Origin of the sequence: Streptomyces katrae, assembly GCF_000717655.1 — a bacterium.
In the GTDB taxonomy this organism is placed as follows: domain Bacteria; phylum Actinomycetota; class Actinomycetes; order Streptomycetales; family Streptomycetaceae; genus Streptomyces; species Streptomyces katrae_B.
This window is the reverse complement of record NZ_JNZY01000028.1, coordinates 24,281-41,753: the sequence shown is the minus strand read 5'-3', so window position 1 is coordinate 41,753 and position 17,473 is coordinate 24,281. Positions and strand designations below refer to the sequence as shown.

The following is a 17,473-nucleotide window of genomic DNA, read 5'->3' as shown; positions in this document are numbered from 1 at the left end:
GCGCCGGTTAACCGGTCGTGCCCCGGGCAGGCGCAGGGTATGGGCACAGGGCGTACGGCCGGTTCCGGGGGAAGCCCGGCGGAGCGGGACTCCGAGACCCGGTTCACGGTGTGGGTGGCCCTCGTGGCCAACCTGGTCATCTGCGTCGCCAAGGCGGTCGGTGGCGTCATCGCCGCCTCTCCCGCCCTGCTGTCCGAAGCGGCCCATTCCGTGGCCGACAGCCTCAACGAGGTGTTCCTGCTGGCCTCGGTCAAGCGCAGCCGGCGCCCGGCCGACCGACGGCACCCCTTCGGCTACGGCAAGGAGCGCTTCTTCTGGTCGCTGCTCGCCGCGGTGGGCATCTTCGTCACCGGAGGCTGCTTCTCGGTGTTCCAGGGCATCGAGGCGTTCCGGTCGGGCGGTTCCGAGTCCCACGAGGGATACGTGATCGGCTTCGTCGTGCTCTTCGTGGCGCTGCTCGCCGAGGGGGCCTCCCTGGTCCGTGCCGTCCTCCAGGTCCGCGGCGCGGCTGCGGCCGCCGGGCACGGGATGCGTGAGGAGATCCGGGAGGGCCGCGATCCGGCGCTGCGGACCGTCCTGGCGGAGGACGGCACGGCCTGCACGGGCGTCCTGCTGGCCATGGCCGGGATGGGCCTCCACATGGCGACCGGGCAGATGGCGTACGAGGCGTCCGCCTCCATCCTGATCGGCGTCCTGCTGGTCTACGTGGCGTACACGCTCGGCAGGAACGCCCGCGCCCAGTTGATCGGCGAGGCGGCCGGTCCCGAGGTGCAGCGCGGGGTGCAGGAGCTGCTGCAGCAGCAGCCGGAGATCGACTCGGTCACCGCCCTGCTGACGATGCGCCTGAGCCCGGATTCCGTGCTGCTGGCTGCGAGCGTCGACCTCACGGCGGGGTACGACAGCGAGGCCGTCGAGGACGCCATGGTCCGCATCCGGACCGAGCTGAAGAGGCGCTGGCCCGAGCTGGACCAGGTGTTCCTCGATGTCACGGACGCCGCCACAGCCCGCCGCGCGGCGGCCCGCGACCGGGGCCCGGCGCGGATCTGAACTGCCCGCCCGCAGCGCCTGCGCTCCTCGATGCGGGTAACTCTCGGCGGCGCGCCGTCGCGCTTGGCCGGTGAAGGTGAGGCCGGGTGCCAGGCTGGGCCGAGAGGCCGTCGGCCGGCCGGTCCGTCGTCGCTACTGGAGGCCCTGGTGTCGCTCACTGACCCGTTGTCGGCAGCAGCGGAGGCGGAGCCGGACGACGAGCGGGTCACCGGTGAACGGGTGCGGGCGGGGTCGCAGGTGCTGCGCCTGCTGTCGACCACCGACCACAAGGTGATCGGCAACATGTACCTGGTCACCGCCTTCGGCTTCTTCCTGTTCGGCGGCGTGCTGGCCCTCGTCATGCGGGCGGAGCTGGCCCGGCCCGGACTGCAGATCGTCTCCGCCGAGCAGTACAACCAGCTCTTCACCCTGCACGGCACGATCATGATGCTGCTGTTCGCCACCCCGACGTTCACCGGCTTCGCCAATGCGATCATGCCGTTGCAGATCGGCGCCCCGGACGTCGCCTTTCCCCGCCTGAACGCCTTCACATACTGGGTGTTCCTCTTCGGGGGCCTCACCGTGATCAGCGGACTCCTGACCGCGAACGGGTCCGCCGCCTTCGGCTGGTTCGCTTATGCACCGCTGAACGGGGCGGCGTACTCCCCCGGTGTGGGCGCCGACCTGTGGGTGATGGGGCTGGCGGTGTCGGGACTGAGCACGATCCTCGGTGCGGTGAACTTCATCGCGACGATCGTGTGCCTGCGGGCGCCGGGCATGACCGTCTTCCGGATGCCGATCTTCACCTGGAACGTGCTGTTCACCTCGATCCTGGCGCTGCTGGCGTTTCCGGTGCTCACCGCTGCGCTGCTGGTTCTGGAGGCGGACCGGAAGTTCGGGGCGCACGTCTTCGACGCGGCGTACGGCGGCGCGCTGCTGTGGCAGCACCTGTTCTGGTTCTTCGGCCATCCGGAGGTGTACATCGTGGCGTTGCCGTTCTTCGGGATCGTCAGCGAGATCATCCCCGTGTTCAGCCGGAAGCCGATCTTCGGCTATGCCGCCCTGGTCGGTGCGACGATCGCGATCACGGGGCTTTCCGCCACGGTGTGGGCCCATCACATGTTCGCCACCGGCGCCGTGCTGTTGCCGTTCTTCTCCCTGCTGTCGTTCCTCATCGCCGTTCCGACCGGGGTGAAGTTCTTCAACTGGATCGGCACGATGTGGGGCGGATCGCTCTCGTTCGAGACGCCGATGCTGTGGTCCATCGGATTCCTGGTGACGTTCCTGCTGGGCGGTCTGACGGGAGTCGTGGTGGCCTCGCCGCCGATGGACTTCCATCTCACCGACAGCTATTTCGTGGTCGCCCACCTGCACTACGTGCTCTTCGGCACGATCGTGTTCGCCACCTTCGCGGGCTTCTACTTCTGGTGGCCCAAGCTCACGGGCAGACTGCTCGACGAACGCCTGGGGCGGATGCACTTCTGGACCCTGTTCACCGGCTTCCAGCTGACCTTCCTCGTCCAGCACTGGCTCGGCGAGCAGGGCATGCCCCGCCGGTACGCCGACTACCTGGCGGCCGACGGGTTCACCCTGCTCAACACGCTCTCCACCATCGGATCCTTCCTCCTGGGGCTGTCCTTGCTGCCGTTCGCCTACAACGTGTGGAAGACCGGTCGCCACGGCAGGCGCGTGGACGTGGACGACCCGTGGGGGTGGGGCCGGTCCCTCGAGTGGGCCACCTCCTGCCCGCCGCCCCGGCACAACTTCGAGGCGCTGCCCCGGATCCGGTCGGACTCGCCCGCCTTCGACCTGCACCACCCCGAAGTGGTGCCCCGGTGAAGGCGGAGGCGTGGCTGTTCACCGGTGTGGCAGTGTTCTTCGCCGTCACCGGCGGCGTCTACGCGGTGTTCTCCAGTGATCCGGCGGGGATCGCCGCCCTGTCCGTGTCGTTCCTCATGTCGGCGCTGGTCGCCGCGTTCCTGTGGCGGCAGTACGGCCGCGGTGGCCGACGGCCCGAGGACACCGGCGATGCGGAGATCCGTACGGGCGGGGGCAGGGAGTTCTCGTTCCCCGCGCGGAGCTTCGCGCCCGTGATCACCGCCACCGGTACGGCGCTCATGGGCATCGGCGCCGTTCAGGGGCTCTGGCTGGTCCTCATCGGCGGCGGCGTCGTGATCCCGGGACTGTTCGGATTCGTGTTCCGCCCCGGTCAGGACGCCTGATCCGGTCCGGGGGTCAGTGCTCGCCCGCGGGCCGGGCCTCCTCGGTGTCCGGGCCGGCCAGCACGGCGGCGACGCGGATGCGCTGCGTGTCGGTCAGCGGCGGCACCAGCTGATCGCGGTAGTACCAGCGGCTCAGCCCCCGCCTCAGCCGCTCCGCGAGGCCCCGTGCGCCCGGACGCCGCTCGCCTGCGGTCCGCCCGGGCAGGATCACCCGTACGGGCGCCGGCACGCGGTGGACGGACCGTACGTACCGCTCCGCCCCCGTCGGCGGCCGGTGCGCCGGGTGGAAGCCGCCCTCGACCGACTGGCGTACGTCGTCCGTCGCCAGTCCGCTCTTCAGCGCCTCGACGTCCTCCTCCTGCAGGGCGAGACAGATCCGACGGGTGAGCCAGAAGGATGCCGCAGGCACGACGAGCAGGGCGCAGCGCAGCGCCCAGGTGATCGCCGCCACGGGGATCTCGGTGATGAAGGCGATGATGTCCTGCGCGCCGGCCAGCAGCAGGATGGTGTAGGCGGCGAGCACGGCGACCCCCAGCGCTGTGCGGGCGGGCCGGTGGCGCGGCCGGTCGCACAGGTGCTGCTCTCCGCCCTCCGGGGTGATCCAGCGTTCGAAGAACGGATAGCCGTACAGGCCGGCGAACAGCAGTCCCGGCAAGACGACGCCCGCGATCAGTGGATTCCACGTCAGGGTGTGGCCCCACAGGCGGGTTTCGAAGCCCGGCATCAGCCGCAGGGCCCCTTCCAGGAAGCCCACGTACCAGTCCGGCTGGGACCCGGTGGACACCAGGTCGGGGCGGTACGGCCCGTACGCCCACACGGGATTGATCTGCGCCAGCGCGGCGAGCGCGGACAGCAGGCCGGCGACCATGAAGAACAGCCCCGCGGACTTCGCCGTGTACTGGGCGAAGAAGGGCTTGCCGAGCACGTTGCGGCCGCTGCTGCCGGGGACCGCCCACTGCGTGTGCTTGAGGTGCACGACGAGCAGCAGGTGCAGCGAAACCAGGGCGACGAGCAGTCCTGGCACGAGGAGGATGTGCACGGGGTAGAGCCGGGACACGATGTCCTCGGCCGGGAACTCGCCGCCGAAGACGAAGAGGCTCAGGTACGTGCCCACGACGGGCAGCGACAGCATGATGCCCTGGGCGGTGCGCAGGCCCGTACCCGACAGCAGGTCGTCGGGGAGCGAGTAGCCCGCGAAGCCCTCGACCAGCGTGAGCAGCAGCATCGTGACGCCGACCACCCAGTTCACCTCGCGGGGCTTGCGGAACGCGCCGGTGAAGAACACCCGCAGCAGGTGGACGCCGATCGCGGCCACGAACACGAGGGCCGCCCAGTGGTGCATCTGCCGGATCAGCAGACCGCCCCGCACGTCGAAGCTGATGCGCAGCGTGGAGGCGTAGGCGGAGGAGACGGGCAGGCCGTTCAGGGGGCCGTAGGAGCCTTGGTACATGACCTCGCGCATGGACGGGTCGAAGAAGAACGTGAGGTACGTGCCGGTCAGCAGCAGCACGACCAGGCTGTAGAGGGCGATCTCGCCGAGCAGGAACGCCCAGTGATCCGGAAACGCCTTCCGCACCCCGCCCTTGGCCACGTCCAGCAGGGGCAGCCGGGCGTCGAGGCCGAACACCGTACGCCTGACCGAGCGTCGCATCACGCGGACCGCACGGGCCTTCTTCCTCTCGAGAACCACCGGCTCCACGCCCTCCTCGCATCCGCCGACCGGGCCCTAACGGCATGGGAGGAGCATCGCGCGCCCGCGTCCCGCGGCCCGGTAGGCACGCAGGGGGGTGCTCAGTTCGAGGGCTCGCCTCGTGGCGCCACGGCCGCCCTCACCGCGGGCGGCCCTGCCCGTTTCCGGCGGCGAGGTGATAGACGGCGAAGGCCCGGTCGATGACCGGCATCGCGACGTTGCGCACCCGTACTCCGCCTGCCGTCAGTCCGTGTTCCGTGCCGAGGTGGGCATGACCGTGGACGGCGAGATCGGCACCCGCCTCGTCCACGGCCTCGGCGAGCAGATAGCTGCCGAGGAACGGGAAGATCTCCGGGGGCTCGCCCGCGAGGGTGTCGGGGACCGGCGAGAAGTGCGTGAGGGCGATACGCAGATCGCTCCCCGCCTCGCGCAGCTCCCGCAGCGATCGTGCCAGCCCGTCCGCGCACCGCCGGGTGTACTGGACGAACGCCTTCATCTCGGGTTCGCCGAAGTCACTGGCGCAGCGCCCGGCGAAGCCGCCGCCGAAACCCTTCGTCCCGGCGACCCCGACCTTCGTACCGTCGATGTCGACGAGCACGCCGTCACACTCCAGTACGCGTACGCCGCCCTCGCTCAGCTCTCGTGTGAGGGCATCCTGCTGGTCGCTCTGGTAGTCGTGGTTGCCGAGCACCGCGATCACGGGTACGGGCAGCCCGGCCACCTCGCCGGCCACCACCCGGCCCTCCTGCGGGGTGCCGTGCCGGGTCAGGTCGCCGGCGAGCAGCAGCAGGTCCGCGCAGCCCGCGAGGGTTTCGAAGGCCGGCCGCAGCAGGCCCTCGCTGCCGGGGCCGAGGTGGATGTCTCCGACGGCTGCGATCCGGATCACGGCAGTTCCTCCGAATGGTCGGGAGGTCCGGGGCAGCTCACGGTGACGTCCTCGCGCCAGAGCACGCCCGCCAGCTCTTCTCCGGCGATCCGCAGGACCGCCGCCCGGCAGTCGGCGCTGTTGACGCTTCCCCAGACCAGTGCGCCTGCGCCGCGGGCCTCGACCCGTACGCCGAGTTCCGAGATCTCCTCGCGCGCCAGGCGGTCCCGTAGGTGCTCGAGCCGGTACTCGATGAATTCGGTCGATGTCACGGGGCGTCCTCCCGCCGGTCGAAGTCGACGACGTGGAGCCGTTCGAGGAGGTACAGGAACGCGTCGGACAGGGGTGCATCCCGGTGTTCCCGGTTCATCCGGTCCCAGTCGATCTGCTCCCGCAGCATCCGGGCCATCGGCAGCAGGTCCCCGAAGTCGCAGTAGTGCTCGCAGAGGGCGGTGAGGCGGGCGTCCATCAGATCGGTGGGCGCCAGCACGGGCATCCACACCGAGTCGACCGGCCGGACCTCTGCCCGGGCTAGCAGCTCCGTACTGACCGGACGCCGCGCCAGCTCGAAGATCAGATCGATCTCCTCGCCGCCGGAACGCCCTTTGACCAGCCAGTCCTCGGGTGCCCGGCGCATCGCGATGCCCCCTGCCTCCAGTGCCTCGATGACCACTCCCGAGTCCTCGGGCCGGACGCAGAAGTCCGTGTCGTGCTGGAAGCGAGCCGGGAGGCCGTGTGCGAATGCGGCCACACTGCCGGCGAGGGCGAACGGCTTTCCGGTCGCCTTGAGGAGCGCGGCCACATGCTTGGTGGTCTCGAGGATGGCCTGGGTGTGGTCGCGCGGCAGCCGCCCGCCGCCGCGGGAATCGGGCCTCTCGGACGGAGCGGGACCTTGCCCTACAGGAGGGAGAACGTCATCTCTCACGGCACGCCTCACGGGATCGCGTCACGGGGTGCGCCTTGCCGTCCTGGCGCCGCTCAAACCCGCAGGACAGGGTCGGTTTCGGAAGGGCGCCTTCTGCGGGCGGGTGATCCGTACGGACCGTCCGCCGGCCCGGACGAGCACCGTCCACCCCTCCGCCGTGCTGCGGGCCGACGACCGGGAGGCCGCCTTCCGCGGTCTCGTGGCCGATCTTTCGGTCGCGGCGCCCGCGCTCGACTGAGGCGCGGCGGAGCGGCTGCCGGACGTCCGCGTCCATTTCTCACGTCCTCACCCCCGCGCAATGATCACGATCATCTGAATAAACCGCTCTTGCCACGCGCGAGTTCTTCTTAACGCAGCGGGCTCTGCGTGTTCTCGCCGCCGCGCGGTCCACGGTGCGCGACCATCAGGACGCCGACATCCGGCGGGCGCCACGGCGCGCTACGAGCGTGGGTCGCATTGTTCGACACCGGCAAGGAAAAGAAACACCGAGACAGGAAGAAGGGCGGACGTGTCCGGCAGCGAAAGCGAAAACCCAGCAATCCCCTCCCCCACCCCCACGCCGACCCGCCCCAGGACGAACCGGGACTGGTGGCCGAACCAGCTGGACCTGCAGGTCCTCCACCAGCACTCGCCACTGTCCGACCCGATGGGCGAGGACTTCGACTACGCCAAGGAATTCGCGACCCTCGACGTCGACGCGCTGAAGCAGGACGTCTTCGAGGTGATGACGAACTCCCAGGACTGGTGGCCTGCCGACTACGGCCACTACGGGCCGCTCTTCATCCGGATGAGCTGGCACGCCGCCGGCACGTACCGCATCGCCGACGGCCGGGGCGGCGGCGGCGCCGGATCCCAGCGCTTCGCGCCCCTCAACAGCTGGCCGGACAATGCGAGCCTGGACAAGGCCCGCCGTTTGCTCTGGCCGGTCAAGCAGAAGTACGGCCGGAAGATCTCCTGGGCCGATCTGCTGATCTTCGCCGGAAACTGCGCCATGGAATCGATGGGGTTCAAAACGTTCGGATTCGGTTTCGGCCGGGAGGACACCTGGGAACCCGAGGAAATCTTCTGGGGGCCCGAGGACACCTGGCTCGGAGACGAGCGCTACGCCGGTGACCGGCAACTCACCGGTCCTTTCGGCGCCGTACAGATGGGCCTGATCTACGTCAATCCGGAAGGGCCCAACGGCAATCCGGATCCGCTGGCCGCGGCCAGGGACATTCGCGAGACGTTCGGGCGCATGGCCATGGACGACGAGGAGACGGCTGCGCTCATCATCGGCGGACATACGTTCGGCAAGTGTCACGGTGCCGTCGACCCCGCCTACATCGGCCCGGAGCCCGAGGCCGGCCCCATCGAGCAGCAGGGCCTCGGCTGGCGGAACACGTACGGCAGCGGCAAGGGCGTCGACACGCTGACCAGTGGGCTCGAGGGCGCATGGACCTCCGAGCCGACGAAGTGGGACAACGGGTACCTGGACAACCTGTTCAAGTACGACTGGGAGCTGACGACGAGTCCCGCCGGGGCGAACCAGTGGACTCCCACGGATCCGTCGGCCAAGGACACCGTGCCCGATGCCCATGATCCGTCGAAGCGGCACGCGCCGATGATGCTGACGACGGACCTCGCGCTGAAGATGGACCCGGTCTATGCGCCGATCGTGAAGAGCTTCCACGAGAACCCGGACAAGCTCGCGGTGGCCTTCGCCAAGGCCTGGTACAAGCTGTTGCACCGCGACATGGGACCCCTCTCGCGCTATCTCGGCCCGTGGATCCCCGAGCCGCAGCTGTGGCAGGACCCCGTCCCGGCGGTCGATCACGAGCTGGTCGGGGATGCGGACATCGCCGCCCTCAAGAGCAGGATCCTCGACTCGGGGCTGTCCGTCCCGCAGCTGGTCACCACCGCCTGGGCGGCGGCGGCGAGCTTCCGCGGCACCGACAACCGGGGCGGGGCCAACGGGGCCAGGATCCGGCTCGCGCCGCAACGGGACTGGGAGGTCAACGCCGTACCCGAGGTGGCCCGGGTACTGCAGACCCTCGAGCAGGTCCGGCAGGAGTTCAATGGCTCGGCCGGTGCCAAGAAGGTCTCGCTCGCGGACCTGATCGTCCTGGGCGGGTGCGCGGCGGTCGAGCAGGCCGCGAAGAACGCCGGGTACGACATCACGGTGCCGTTCGCACCCGGGCGTACGGACGCCTCGCAGGAGCAGACCGACGTGGAGTCGTTCGCCGTGCTCGAACCCCCGGCGGACGGGTTCCGCAACTACCTGCGGGAGGGGGAGAAGCTGTCGCCGGAGACCCTCCTGCTGGACCGCGCCAACCTGCTGACGCTCACCGCTCCCGAGATGACGGTGCTGATCGGCGGCATGCGGGCGCTGAACACCGGCTTCGGGCAGTCCCAGCACGGCGTCTTCACGGACCGGCCGGAGACGTTGACCAACGACTTCTTCGTCAACCTGCTCGACATGAGCACGGAGTGGAAGCCGTCGGCCTCGGCCGAGAACGTGTTCGAGGGCAGGGACCGCGCCACGGGCGAGGCCAAGTGGACCGCCACCGCCGTGGACCTCGTCTTCGGCTCGCACTCCCAGCTCCGAGCCCTCTCGGAGGTCTACGCGTCCGGGGACGGCGGGGAGAAGTTCGTGCGTGATTTCGTGGCCGCGTGGGACAAGGTGATGAACCTCGACCGGTTCGACCTCTCCTGAACCCCCGCCCGATGTCCCGGCCGGCCGTGCACCGGCCGGCCGGGACGTCGGCCATGGCTCGTCTCCGGGCCGACCGGCGACACGCAGCCGGCAGCAACGCCGCCGCTGCCGGTGCCTCCCGTGCCGGGTGGTGGGACAGCCGCATCTGCCGGCCTTGCGGCGGTAACCGGATCACCCCCGTGCACTATGAACGGTCGGCCGCGGAAGCGGGCCGCGGGCGGACGATGACCACCGGGCAGGGCGCGTGGAGGGCGCACTGCTGGCTCACCGAGCCCAGCAGGAGACGGGCGAAGCCGCCCCGCCCCCGGCTGCCCACGACCAGGAGTTCAGCGCCCTCCGCCGCAGCGGTCAGCACGTCGGCCGGGTTGCCCCGCACCACGTGCTGCTCCAAGGGGACGGGGCTGTCGCTGCCGACGACCCGCCGGATCTCCTCGGTCAGCGCCCGCCGTGTCTCCGCCTCGTCGAAGTCGGCGTCCACCGCGGGAGCCGACCACCCCATCTCGAGGGGCAGGTCGTAGGCGGCGATCGCCTCCACGCCCGCTCCGATCAGGCTCGCGTGGCGAACCGCCCAGCTCAGTGCCCCGTACGAGTCCGGCGAGCCGTCGACGCCCACCACGACGCGTGGGGCGCGCCTGTCGTCACCCATGGCCGATCCCTCCTTCACGCCGAGCCGGCGGGGCCCGCAGGGGCCACGGCGAGCCGGATCCGCTGCGCGTCCGCCCGCCCGTGAGCGCGTCTGCCCGCGCGCGCCGGCGGCACACCCCGCGGTCCGCCGTCACGCAGGGCGGAGTCCCGGTCCCGTCACCGGGCCGCCCCGTCCACGAGAGCGGCCAGCGCCTCCGCCAGCGCGTCGAGGCCGGTGCCCGCCGCTCCTCCCGGCTCGCTCATGTAGACGTCCCGCCGGATCTCCACCATCAGCGCGCCGACCCGCGCGTCCTTCCCGTAGTGGCGCAGTGGCACGTACGTTCCCGAGAACGGGCTGTCCAGCCCCGTGCCGCCGAAGCCCGCGAACGCCTGCCGCGCCGCGTCGAGCAGGGGTCGGGGCGTGTGGAAGGCGTCCGTGCCGATGCAGATCGGCGGGCGCGGACCGTCGCCGTGGAGCTCGTAGGGCAGCGCCTTCGCAGGGTACGAGTGCACGTCGAGGATGACGGCCCGCCCGACGGCCGCCAGCCGCTCCTCCACCGCGTCCGTCATCGCCTGCGCGTACGGGTGGAAGTACCGCTCGATCAGCGGTCGTCCGTCGAAGTCGGCCGGGCGGAGCTCTTCGCGGTGCGTCGTCCGGGTGTAGACCGCGCCCATCCCCCGTGCCAGCATCTCCTCCCGCTCGTCGGGGAACCGCTCGGGGTCGATGACCAGCCGTGACAGCCGGTTCTCGAACCTCCAGGGGGTGACGCGGGCGGCCCCGGCCGCCCGCGCCGCCATCTCCGCCGTGTGCGAGTCGGTGATGTGGTCCAGTTCCCCTTCGAGGGCCCGGTCGTCCAGCAGGATCCCGGCGCGGACGTCCGCGGGTATGGCACGGGACGAGTGCGGAACATGGAGTATCACGGGTGAGTCGGGAGCTCCGGGGTGGAGGAGGGCGGCTGCGTCGCTCATCTGTTCCTCGCTGCGTGTCGCGTACGGATCAAGGTGCCACCGCCATCATGTCGGCCGGAGGGGATCTCGTGGCACGTGCCTCACCTCCCGTGGTGATCTTGGCGCAGATGCTTGTAACCCCCGGGTGGCGCCGCCCGTCACATGTACGCAACACGGACTTTCTACGTTGGGCCGCAACGGGATCGACCTGCACACGGCCGCAGCGGCCCCGAGCGGTGGGGTCGGCCGGCGGTACGAGGAGGTCTGCTGTGGCGGAGGCGAGGACCGCGACCGGTCGGCAGGTGCGTACGGTCTGCTCCTACTGCGGCGTCGGCTGCGGGGTCGTACTGGACATCGCCAGCGGCCGCGACGGGCACCGTACGGTGGCCAAGGTCAGCGGCGACAAGCAGCACCCCGCGAACTCCGGACGCCTGTGCACCAAGGGCGCCACGCACGCCGACATGCTGGCCGCGCCCGGGCGGCTGGAGACCGCGCTGATCCGCGGCGAGCGGGGCGCCGGGCCCGCCGCCGTCGCGGTGGACACGGCCGTCGCCGAGACGGCCCGCCGCCTGCGGGAGATCCTGGACGCGCACGGCCCCGACGCGCTGGCGCTCTACGTCTCCGGTCAGATGTCCCTGGAGGCCCAGTACCTCGCCAACAAGCTGGCCAAGGGGTTCCTGCGGACGAACCGGATCGAGTCCAATTCGCGGCTGTGCATGGCGAGCGCCGGCAGCGGCTACAAGCTCTCGCTCGGCGCCGACGGGCCGCCCGGCTCGTACGAGGACTTCGAGCGGGCGGACGCGTTCTTCGTCATCGGCGCCAACATGGCCGACTGCCACCCCGTCCTCTTCCTCAGGATGATGGACCGCGTCAAGGCCGCCGGCGCCAAACTGATCGTGGTGGACCCCCGGCGCAACGCCACCGCCGACAAGGCCGACCTGTTCCTGCAGATACGGCCCGGCACCGATCTGGCCCTCCTCAACGGGCTGCTGCACCTGCTGGTCGAAGGCGGCTGGACCGACCCGGACTTCATCGCCGAGCACACCGAGGGCTGGGAGGACATGCCCGCCTTCCTGCGGGACTACCCGCCCGCGAAGGTCGCCGAGATCACCGGCATACCGGAGGCGGACATCCGGCTGGCCGCCCGCTGGATCGGCGAGGCGGGCGAGTGGACGAGCTGCTGGACCATGGGCCTCAACCAGTCCACCCACGGGACGTGGAACACCAACGCCCTGGTCAACCTGCACCTGGCCACCGGCGCCATCTGCCGTCCCGGCAGCGGCCCGTTCTCCCTCACCGGCCAGCCCAACGCCATGGGCGGCCGCGAGATGGGCTACATGGGGCCCGGCCTGCCCGGCCAGCGCTCGGTCCTGGTCGACGAGGACCGCGACTTCGTCGAGAAGCTGTGGGGCCTGCCGGAGAACACCCTGCGCACCGACGTCGGACGCGGGACCATCGAGATGTTCGAGCAGATGGCCGCCGGCGAGATCAAGGCGTGCTGGATCATCTGCACCAACCCGGTCGCCTCCGTCGCCAACCGCAGCACGGTCATCAAGGCGCTGGAGACCGCCGAACTGGTCATCACCCAGGACGTGTTCGCGGAGACCGAGACCAACGCCTACGCGGACATCGTGCTCCCCGCCACCCTCTGGGCCGAGGCGGACGGCGTGATGATCAACTCGGAGCGCAACCTCACCCTGGTGCAGGGGGCCGCCGACCCGCCCGGCGAGGCCCTGCCCGACTGGCAGTTGATCGCCCGGGTCGCCTGCGCGATGGGATTCGCCGAGGCGTTCACGTACAGCTGCGCCGAGGAGGTGTTCGAGGAGCTCCGGCACGCCTGGAACCCGAAGACCGGCTGGGACCTGCGCGGTGTCACGTACGAGCGGCTGCGCGCGAGCCCGGTGCAGTGGCCGGCCGCCCCGGGCGGGCCCGACCGCAACCCGGTCCGCTACCTCAACGACGGCCTCAGCCAGACCCCGGTGGAGCGCCCGGACGGCAGCCGTCCCCGGCTGGTCTTCCCCACGGAGACGGGGCGGGCCGTGTTCTTCGCCCGCCCCCATCTCCCGGCCGCCGAACTCCCGGACGACGACTACCCGTTCGTCCTCAACACGGGCCGCCTGCAGCACCAGTGGCACACCCTGACCAAGACCGGCAAGATCGCCAAGCTCAACAAGCTCAGCCCGGGGCCGTTCGTGGAGATCCACCCGCAGGACGCGGCCGCTCTCGGGATCGCGACGGGCGACGGGGTGGAGGTGGCCTCACGGCGCGGGCGCGCCGTGCTGCCCGCCGTCGTCACCGACCGGGTCCGGCCCGGGAACTGCTTCGCCCCCTTCCACTGGAACGACCTGTTCGGCGAATACCTCAGCGTCAACGCCGTCACCGACGACGCCGTCGACCCGATCTCCTTCCAGCCCGGGTTCAAGATGTGCGCGGTGACGCTGACGAAGACACGGGTCCCGGTCCCGGTGGCCGTTCCGGCTGCCGAACCCGGCCTCGTCGCGGCCGCGGCACACCCGGGCGGTGCCGTTGCGACGCTGACGCGTCCCGTCACCGCCCCCGCGCCCGCCGCACCGACGGCACTCACCTCCTTGTTCGGCCTGGACGGCCACGCGCCGCCCGACCTCTCCGACCGGGAACGCCAGTACCTCGCCGGATTCCTCGCCGGGCTCGCCTCCACCCCGCCCGGCGCGGGCGTCCCGGTCCTACCCGCCGGCGCCCCCTTCGAGGCCGGGCACGCCCTCTGGGTCGACGGAGTGCTCGCCGGCACGTACTCGCGTACGGCGACGGCCCTGGCCGCCACGCCTCCGGCCGCTCCGGCACCGGCCCCCGCCGCACCGGGTACGCCGGCCCGCCAGACCGTGGTCCTGTGGGCTTCCCAGACGGGTAACGCCGAGGACCTCGCCGCCACCATCGGAACGGAACTGGCCGGCAGCGGCTCCGCGGTGAACGTGCACGGCATGGCGGACCGCACCCCCGCATCCCTCACTCCCGGCACGGATCTGCTGGTCGTCACGAGCACGTTCGGCGACGGCGACGCCCCGGACAACGGAGCCGCGTTCTGGGAGGCCCTCGTCTCGTCCGACGCGCCCCGGCTCGAGGACGTCCGGTACGCCGTCCTCGCGCTCGGCGACTCCGCGTACGACGCCTTCTGCGGCCACGGCCGCCGGCTCGACCGGCGCCTCGAAGAGCTGGGGGCCCGGCGCCTCCTGCCGCGCGTGGACTGCGAGCCCGACTACGAGGAGCCCGCCGCCCGGTGGCTGGAGCGGGTACGCGACGCGCTGGCGGCCGCCCCGGAACCCGCCGCCCCACACCCGGCGAGGGCCCCGGGGCCGTCCCGTCCGGTGCCGGACAAGAACTCCCCGTACACCGCCCGGCTGTCCGGCAACCGCCTCCTGAGCCTGCCCGGCGCCGCCAAGGAGGTCCGCCGGTTCACCTTCGACCTGAGCGAGGACGGCCCGGCGTACGAGGCGGGTGACGCCCTCGGCGTCCTGCCGGTCAACTGTCCCGACCTGGTGACGCAATGGCTGGCCGCCACCGGTCTCGCCCCCGACGCGGAGGTCGCCGTCGCCGGGCACGCCCCCATGCCCTTCGCCGAGGCACTGCACCGGCACCTGGACATCACCCGTCTCACGCCCGACCTCCTGCGCTTCGTCACCGAGCACACCGGCGACCGCAGGCTCAAGCAGCTGATGCGCCCCAACAACAAGGACGGCCTCGCCCGGTGGGCCTGGGGCCGGCAGCCCGTCGACCTCCTGGCCGAGTTCCCGGTCCGCCTCAGCGCCCAGGAGTGGGCCGAGCGCCTCAAACGCCTCCAGCCACGCCTGTACTCCATCTCCTCCAGCCCCCTCGTCGACCCGCGCGAGGTGAGCCTGACCGTCTCGGTCCTTCGCTACGAGGGGCCGGGCGGCCGGCAGCGCAAGGGCGTCGCCTCCACCTTCCTCGCGGACGCCGAACCGGGCACCCCGGTACCGCTGTTCGTACAGCGATCGGCCCACTTCCGCCCGCCCGCGGGCGCGGACACACCGGCGATCATGGTCGGTCCGGGCACCGGCATCGCCCCGTTCATGGCCTTCCTCGAACACCGCCGCGCCCTCGGGCACCACGGCGACAACTGGCTGCTCTTCGGGGAACAGCGCCGGGCCACCGACTTCCACTACCGCGAAGAGCTGGAGGAACTCCACAGGCACGGCACGCTCACCCGCCTCGACCTGGCCTTCTCCCGCGACCAGCGGACCAAGACGTACGTCCAGGACCGCATGCGCGAGCACGGCGCCCAGCTGTGGTCATGGCTCCAGGACGGCGCCCACTTCTACGTGTGCGGTGACGCGAGCCGGATGGCGAGGGACGTCGACCGGGCGCTGCGCGACATAGCGGTGGCGCACGGCGGCCTCGACGAGGACGAGGCCGCCGCCTACCTGAAACAGCTCTCCGCCGACAAGCGGTACGGCCGCGACGTGTACTGAACGCCGAAGACCCCCGGGAGGCGTGCCTGGGCCGGGCGGGGTACACCTTGGGGCCGACGAGACCGGCGACGTGCGCGGTGGTGCATGGAGTGCGTGCGCGTCAGCGGGTGGTCAGGCCGTCCACCTCGGCCTCGAAGAGCAGGGCGGGGTCCAGGCCCATGCCGGTGAAGTGGCCCGCCAGCTCCAGGGACAGCACGCCGTGCAGGCGGCTCCAGAACGCCAGGGCCAGGCGCAGGGCCGACGGCGGGGCGTCCGGGTGGCTGCCGGCCCACTCCCGGTGGCCGGCCAGGTGCCCCTCGAAGGCACGGGGTCCCGCACCGGGGGCGGGGTCCGGTCCGGCGGCGGTGCAGGCGTCGAGCAGGACGGACATCATTTCCGAGGCGATCGCGGTGATGTCCTGCGGAGCGTGGTAGCCGGGTACGGGGGTGCCGTAGATGAGGAAGTAGCGGTGCGGGTCCTCCAGGGCCCAGTGGCGGAGCACCTGCGCCAGAGCGGCGAGCTGGTCTCGACCCGCTCCCCGGTCACCCCCGTCGCCCCCGTCGCCGACGGCGATGAAGGCATCGGCGAGGCTGCGGTAGGCGTCGCGGATGAGTTCGGTGATCAACTCGTCGCGGTTGGCGAAGTACCGGTACAGCGCAGGCCCGCTCATGCCCATCTGCTTGGCGATCGCGTTGAGGGAGAGCGCCGAGGCGCCGGAGCCGGCGATCTGCTGCCAGGCCTTTTCCTTGACCTCCTCGCGCACCTGCTGCCGGTACCGCTCACGGGGGGTCTTCGCACTCCCGCTCATTCCCGCCACCCTCTCATCGCCCATCGCCCACATGACGGGCGGTTAGAGGCTATCACCATCGGCAGGGCCCCTCGCGATCGGACGGGCCACCCCCTTGACATCGGCGATACGCCTGCCCATTGTTGTTATAGCTTCTAACGGACACGATATGGCGAAACCAACTGGAGGGTCATGATGAACACCGCCGAGCTGATCGAGATCGTTCTGCCGGGCAGGGTCGAGCCGGAAGGCCTGGAGCTGCACCGCGGACCGGTCCCGGCCCCGGCTGCCGGGCAGGTGGTGGTCGCGATGGAGGCGACGGGCGTGTCCTTCGCCGAGCAGCAGATGCGCCGCGGCCGGTACTACGACCAGCCCGCGTTCCCCTTCGTCCCCGGATACGACCTGGTCGGTACGGTGCTGGCCGTGGGCGAGGGCGTCGGCTCCGGCCTGCTCGGCCGTCGGGTGGCCGCCCTGACGAAGACCGGAGGCTGGGCGAGCCACATCGCGCTCGACGCCGCCGACGTGGTGGAGGTACCCGAAGGCGTCAGCCCGGTGGACGCGGAGACTGCGGTCGTCAACGGCGTCACCGCCTGGCAGATGCTCCACCGCAAGGCCCGGGTGCGCGCCGGCCAGACCGTGCTGGTCCACGGCGCCAACGGCGGCGTCGGCTCGATCCTGGTCCAGCTGGCGCTCGCCGCGGGCGTCCGGGTGATCGGCACCGCCTCGACCCGCCACCACGACGCACTGCGCGCCCTCGGGGTGGCCCCCGTCGACTACCGCTCCGGCGACGTTCCGGCACGGGTACGAGCCCTCGCGCCGAGCGGGGTGGACGCGGTGTTCGACCACGTCGGCGGCGAGGGCATCGTGGATTCCTGGCGGCTCCTGGCCCCCGGCGGCACGCTCGTCTCGTACGGCAGCGCCGCCACCCGCGACGACGAGGGCTCCGGCTCGTCGCCGATCCTCAAGCTCCTGGGCCGGGTGTGGCTGTGGAACGCGCTGCCGAACGGCCGCCGTGCGTACTTCTTCAACGTGTGGGCCGGTCGCGCCTACGCAAAGAACCGCTTCCGGGCGCGCCTGCGGTCCGACCTCACCCAGGTGTTCACGGCGCTGCAGCGCGGTGAGATCACCGCGAAGGTCGCTGCCGAGATCCCGCTGGCCCGCGTCGCCGAGGCGATGCGCCTGGCCGAGTCCGGGACGGTCGCCGGGAAAGTCGTCCTCGTCCCCTGACCCGGCACACGGATGTGTATGG

13 protein-coding genes and 1 pseudogene are annotated in these 17,473 nt (G+C 71.2%); 7 read left to right on the top strand and 7 right to left on the bottom strand.

The annotated features are described in order from the left end of the window. Positions 1-39 precede the first annotated feature (39 nt). The 3 genes from IF09_RS0128460 to IF09_RS0128450 all read left to right on the top strand — a co-directional run bounded on the left by IF09_RS0128460 (position 40) and on the right by IF09_RS0128450 (position 3,248). Positions 40-1,047 (top strand): cation diffusion facilitator family transporter, encoded by a 1,008-nt coding sequence (locus IF09_RS0128460; RefSeq protein ID WP_037636223.1) that lies wholly within the window; start codon positions 40-42, stop codon positions 1,045-1,047. Between the two features lie 147 nt (positions 1,048-1,194). Beyond that, entirely contained in the window at positions 1,195-2,865 is a 1,671-nt protein-coding gene (ctaD, locus tag IF09_RS0128455) for a cytochrome c oxidase subunit I (protein ID WP_418953080.1), read from the top strand. Next, entirely contained in the window at positions 2,862-3,248 is a 387-nt protein-coding gene (locus tag IF09_RS0128450) for a cytochrome c oxidase subunit 4 (RefSeq protein WP_030300361.1), read from the top strand. The genes ctaD and IF09_RS0128450 overlap by 4 nt, the downstream gene beginning before the upstream one ends. A 13-nt stretch (positions 3,249-3,261) precedes the next feature. Here the strand turns inward: IF09_RS0128450 and IF09_RS0128445 are convergent, their stop codons facing one another. The 4 genes from IF09_RS0128445 to IF09_RS0128430 all read right to left on the bottom strand — a co-directional run bounded on the left by IF09_RS0128445 (position 3,262) and on the right by IF09_RS0128430 (position 6,728). After that, positions 3,262-4,938: a ubiquinol-cytochrome c reductase cytochrome b subunit gene (locus IF09_RS0128445; RefSeq protein WP_030300359.1), complete on the bottom strand. Its 1,677-nt coding sequence runs from the start codon at positions 4,936-4,938 to the stop codon at positions 3,262-3,264. A 139-nt stretch (positions 4,939-5,077) separates the two neighbouring features. Further along, positions 5,078-5,824, bottom strand: coding sequence for a metallophosphoesterase family protein (locus IF09_RS0128440; protein ID WP_030300357.1), 747 nt, complete (start codon positions 5,822-5,824; stop codon positions 5,078-5,080). Next, entirely contained in the window at positions 5,821-6,075 is a 255-nt protein-coding gene (locus IF09_RS0128435) for a BON domain-containing protein (RefSeq protein ID WP_030300355.1), read from the bottom strand. The genes IF09_RS0128440 and IF09_RS0128435 overlap by 4 nt, the downstream gene beginning before the upstream one ends. Further along, positions 6,072-6,728: a nucleotidyltransferase family protein gene (locus IF09_RS0128430; protein WP_234321181.1), complete on the bottom strand. Its 657-nt coding sequence runs from the start codon at positions 6,726-6,728 to the stop codon at positions 6,072-6,074. The genes IF09_RS0128435 and IF09_RS0128430 overlap by 4 nt, the downstream gene beginning before the upstream one ends. Before the next feature lie 136 nt (positions 6,729-6,864). On the opposite strand from IF09_RS0128430, the pseudogene IF09_RS43565 reads away from it, so the two are divergent. Beyond that, positions 6,865-6,966, top strand: a pseudogene (locus IF09_RS43565) (uracil-DNA glycosylase); the annotation flags it as partial. Between the two features lie 270 nt (positions 6,967-7,236). Continuing rightward, a complete protein-coding gene (katG, locus tag IF09_RS0128420; RefSeq protein WP_030300351.1) occupies positions 7,237-9,423 on the top strand; it encodes a catalase/peroxidase HPI in 2,187 nt (728 codons plus the stop codon). Between the two features lie 184 nt (positions 9,424-9,607). On the opposite strand, the gene IF09_RS0128415 is transcribed toward katG, so the two are convergent. After that, positions 9,608-10,069 (bottom strand): universal stress protein, encoded by a 462-nt coding sequence (locus tag IF09_RS0128415; protein ID WP_030300349.1) that lies wholly within the window; start codon positions 10,067-10,069, stop codon positions 9,608-9,610. 155 nt (positions 10,070-10,224) lie between these two features. Continuing rightward, a complete protein-coding gene (locus tag IF09_RS0128410) occupies positions 10,225-11,016 on the bottom strand; it encodes an N-formylglutamate amidohydrolase (RefSeq protein ID WP_030300347.1) in 792 nt (263 codons plus the stop codon). 248 nt (positions 11,017-11,264) lie between these two features. Here IF09_RS0128410 and IF09_RS0128405 point away from each other — a divergent pair, with 248 nt between their 5' ends. Further along, a complete protein-coding gene (locus IF09_RS0128405; protein WP_030300345.1) occupies positions 11,265-15,458 on the top strand; it encodes a bifunctional nitrate reductase/sulfite reductase flavoprotein subunit alpha in 4,194 nt (1,397 codons plus the stop codon). 100 nt (positions 15,459-15,558) lie between these two features. On the opposite strand, the gene IF09_RS0128400 is transcribed toward IF09_RS0128405, so the two are convergent. Beyond that, on the bottom strand, positions 15,559-16,245 hold the full coding sequence (locus IF09_RS0128400; RefSeq protein ID WP_030300343.1) for a TetR/AcrR family transcriptional regulator: 687 nt from the start codon (positions 16,243-16,245) through the stop codon (positions 15,559-15,561). Positions 16,246-16,419: 174 nt separating this feature from the next. On the opposite strand from IF09_RS0128400, the gene IF09_RS0128395 reads away from it, so the two are divergent. Next, positions 16,420-17,451 carry a medium chain dehydrogenase/reductase family protein gene (locus IF09_RS0128395; protein WP_030300341.1) on the top strand — a complete coding sequence of 344 codons (1,032 nt, stop codon included), beginning with the start codon at positions 16,420-16,422 and terminating at the stop codon, positions 17,449-17,451. The last annotated feature ends 22 nt before the right edge of the window (positions 17,452-17,473 follow it).

What these genes read in the sequence shown, in the direction of transcription:
- IF09_RS0128460 (WP_037636223.1), top strand. Translation starts at nt 40, where the DNA reads ATGGGCACAGGGCGTACGGCCGGTTCCGGGGGAAGCCCGGCGGAGCGG.
- IF09_RS0128415 (WP_030300349.1), bottom strand. Translation starts at nt 10,069, where the DNA reads ATGGGTGACGACAGGCGCGCCCCACGCGTCGTGGTGGGCGTCGACGGC.
- IF09_RS0128410 (WP_030300347.1), bottom strand. Translation starts at nt 11,016, where the DNA reads ATGAGCGACGCAGCCGCCCTCCTCCACCCCGGAGCTCCCGACTCACCC.
- IF09_RS0128400 (WP_030300343.1), bottom strand. Translation starts at nt 16,245, where the DNA reads ATGAGCGGGAGTGCGAAGACCCCCCGTGAGCGGTACCGGCAGCAGGTG.
- IF09_RS0128395 (WP_030300341.1), top strand. Translation starts at nt 16,420, where the DNA reads ATGAACACCGCCGAGCTGATCGAGATCGTTCTGCCGGGCAGGGTCGAG.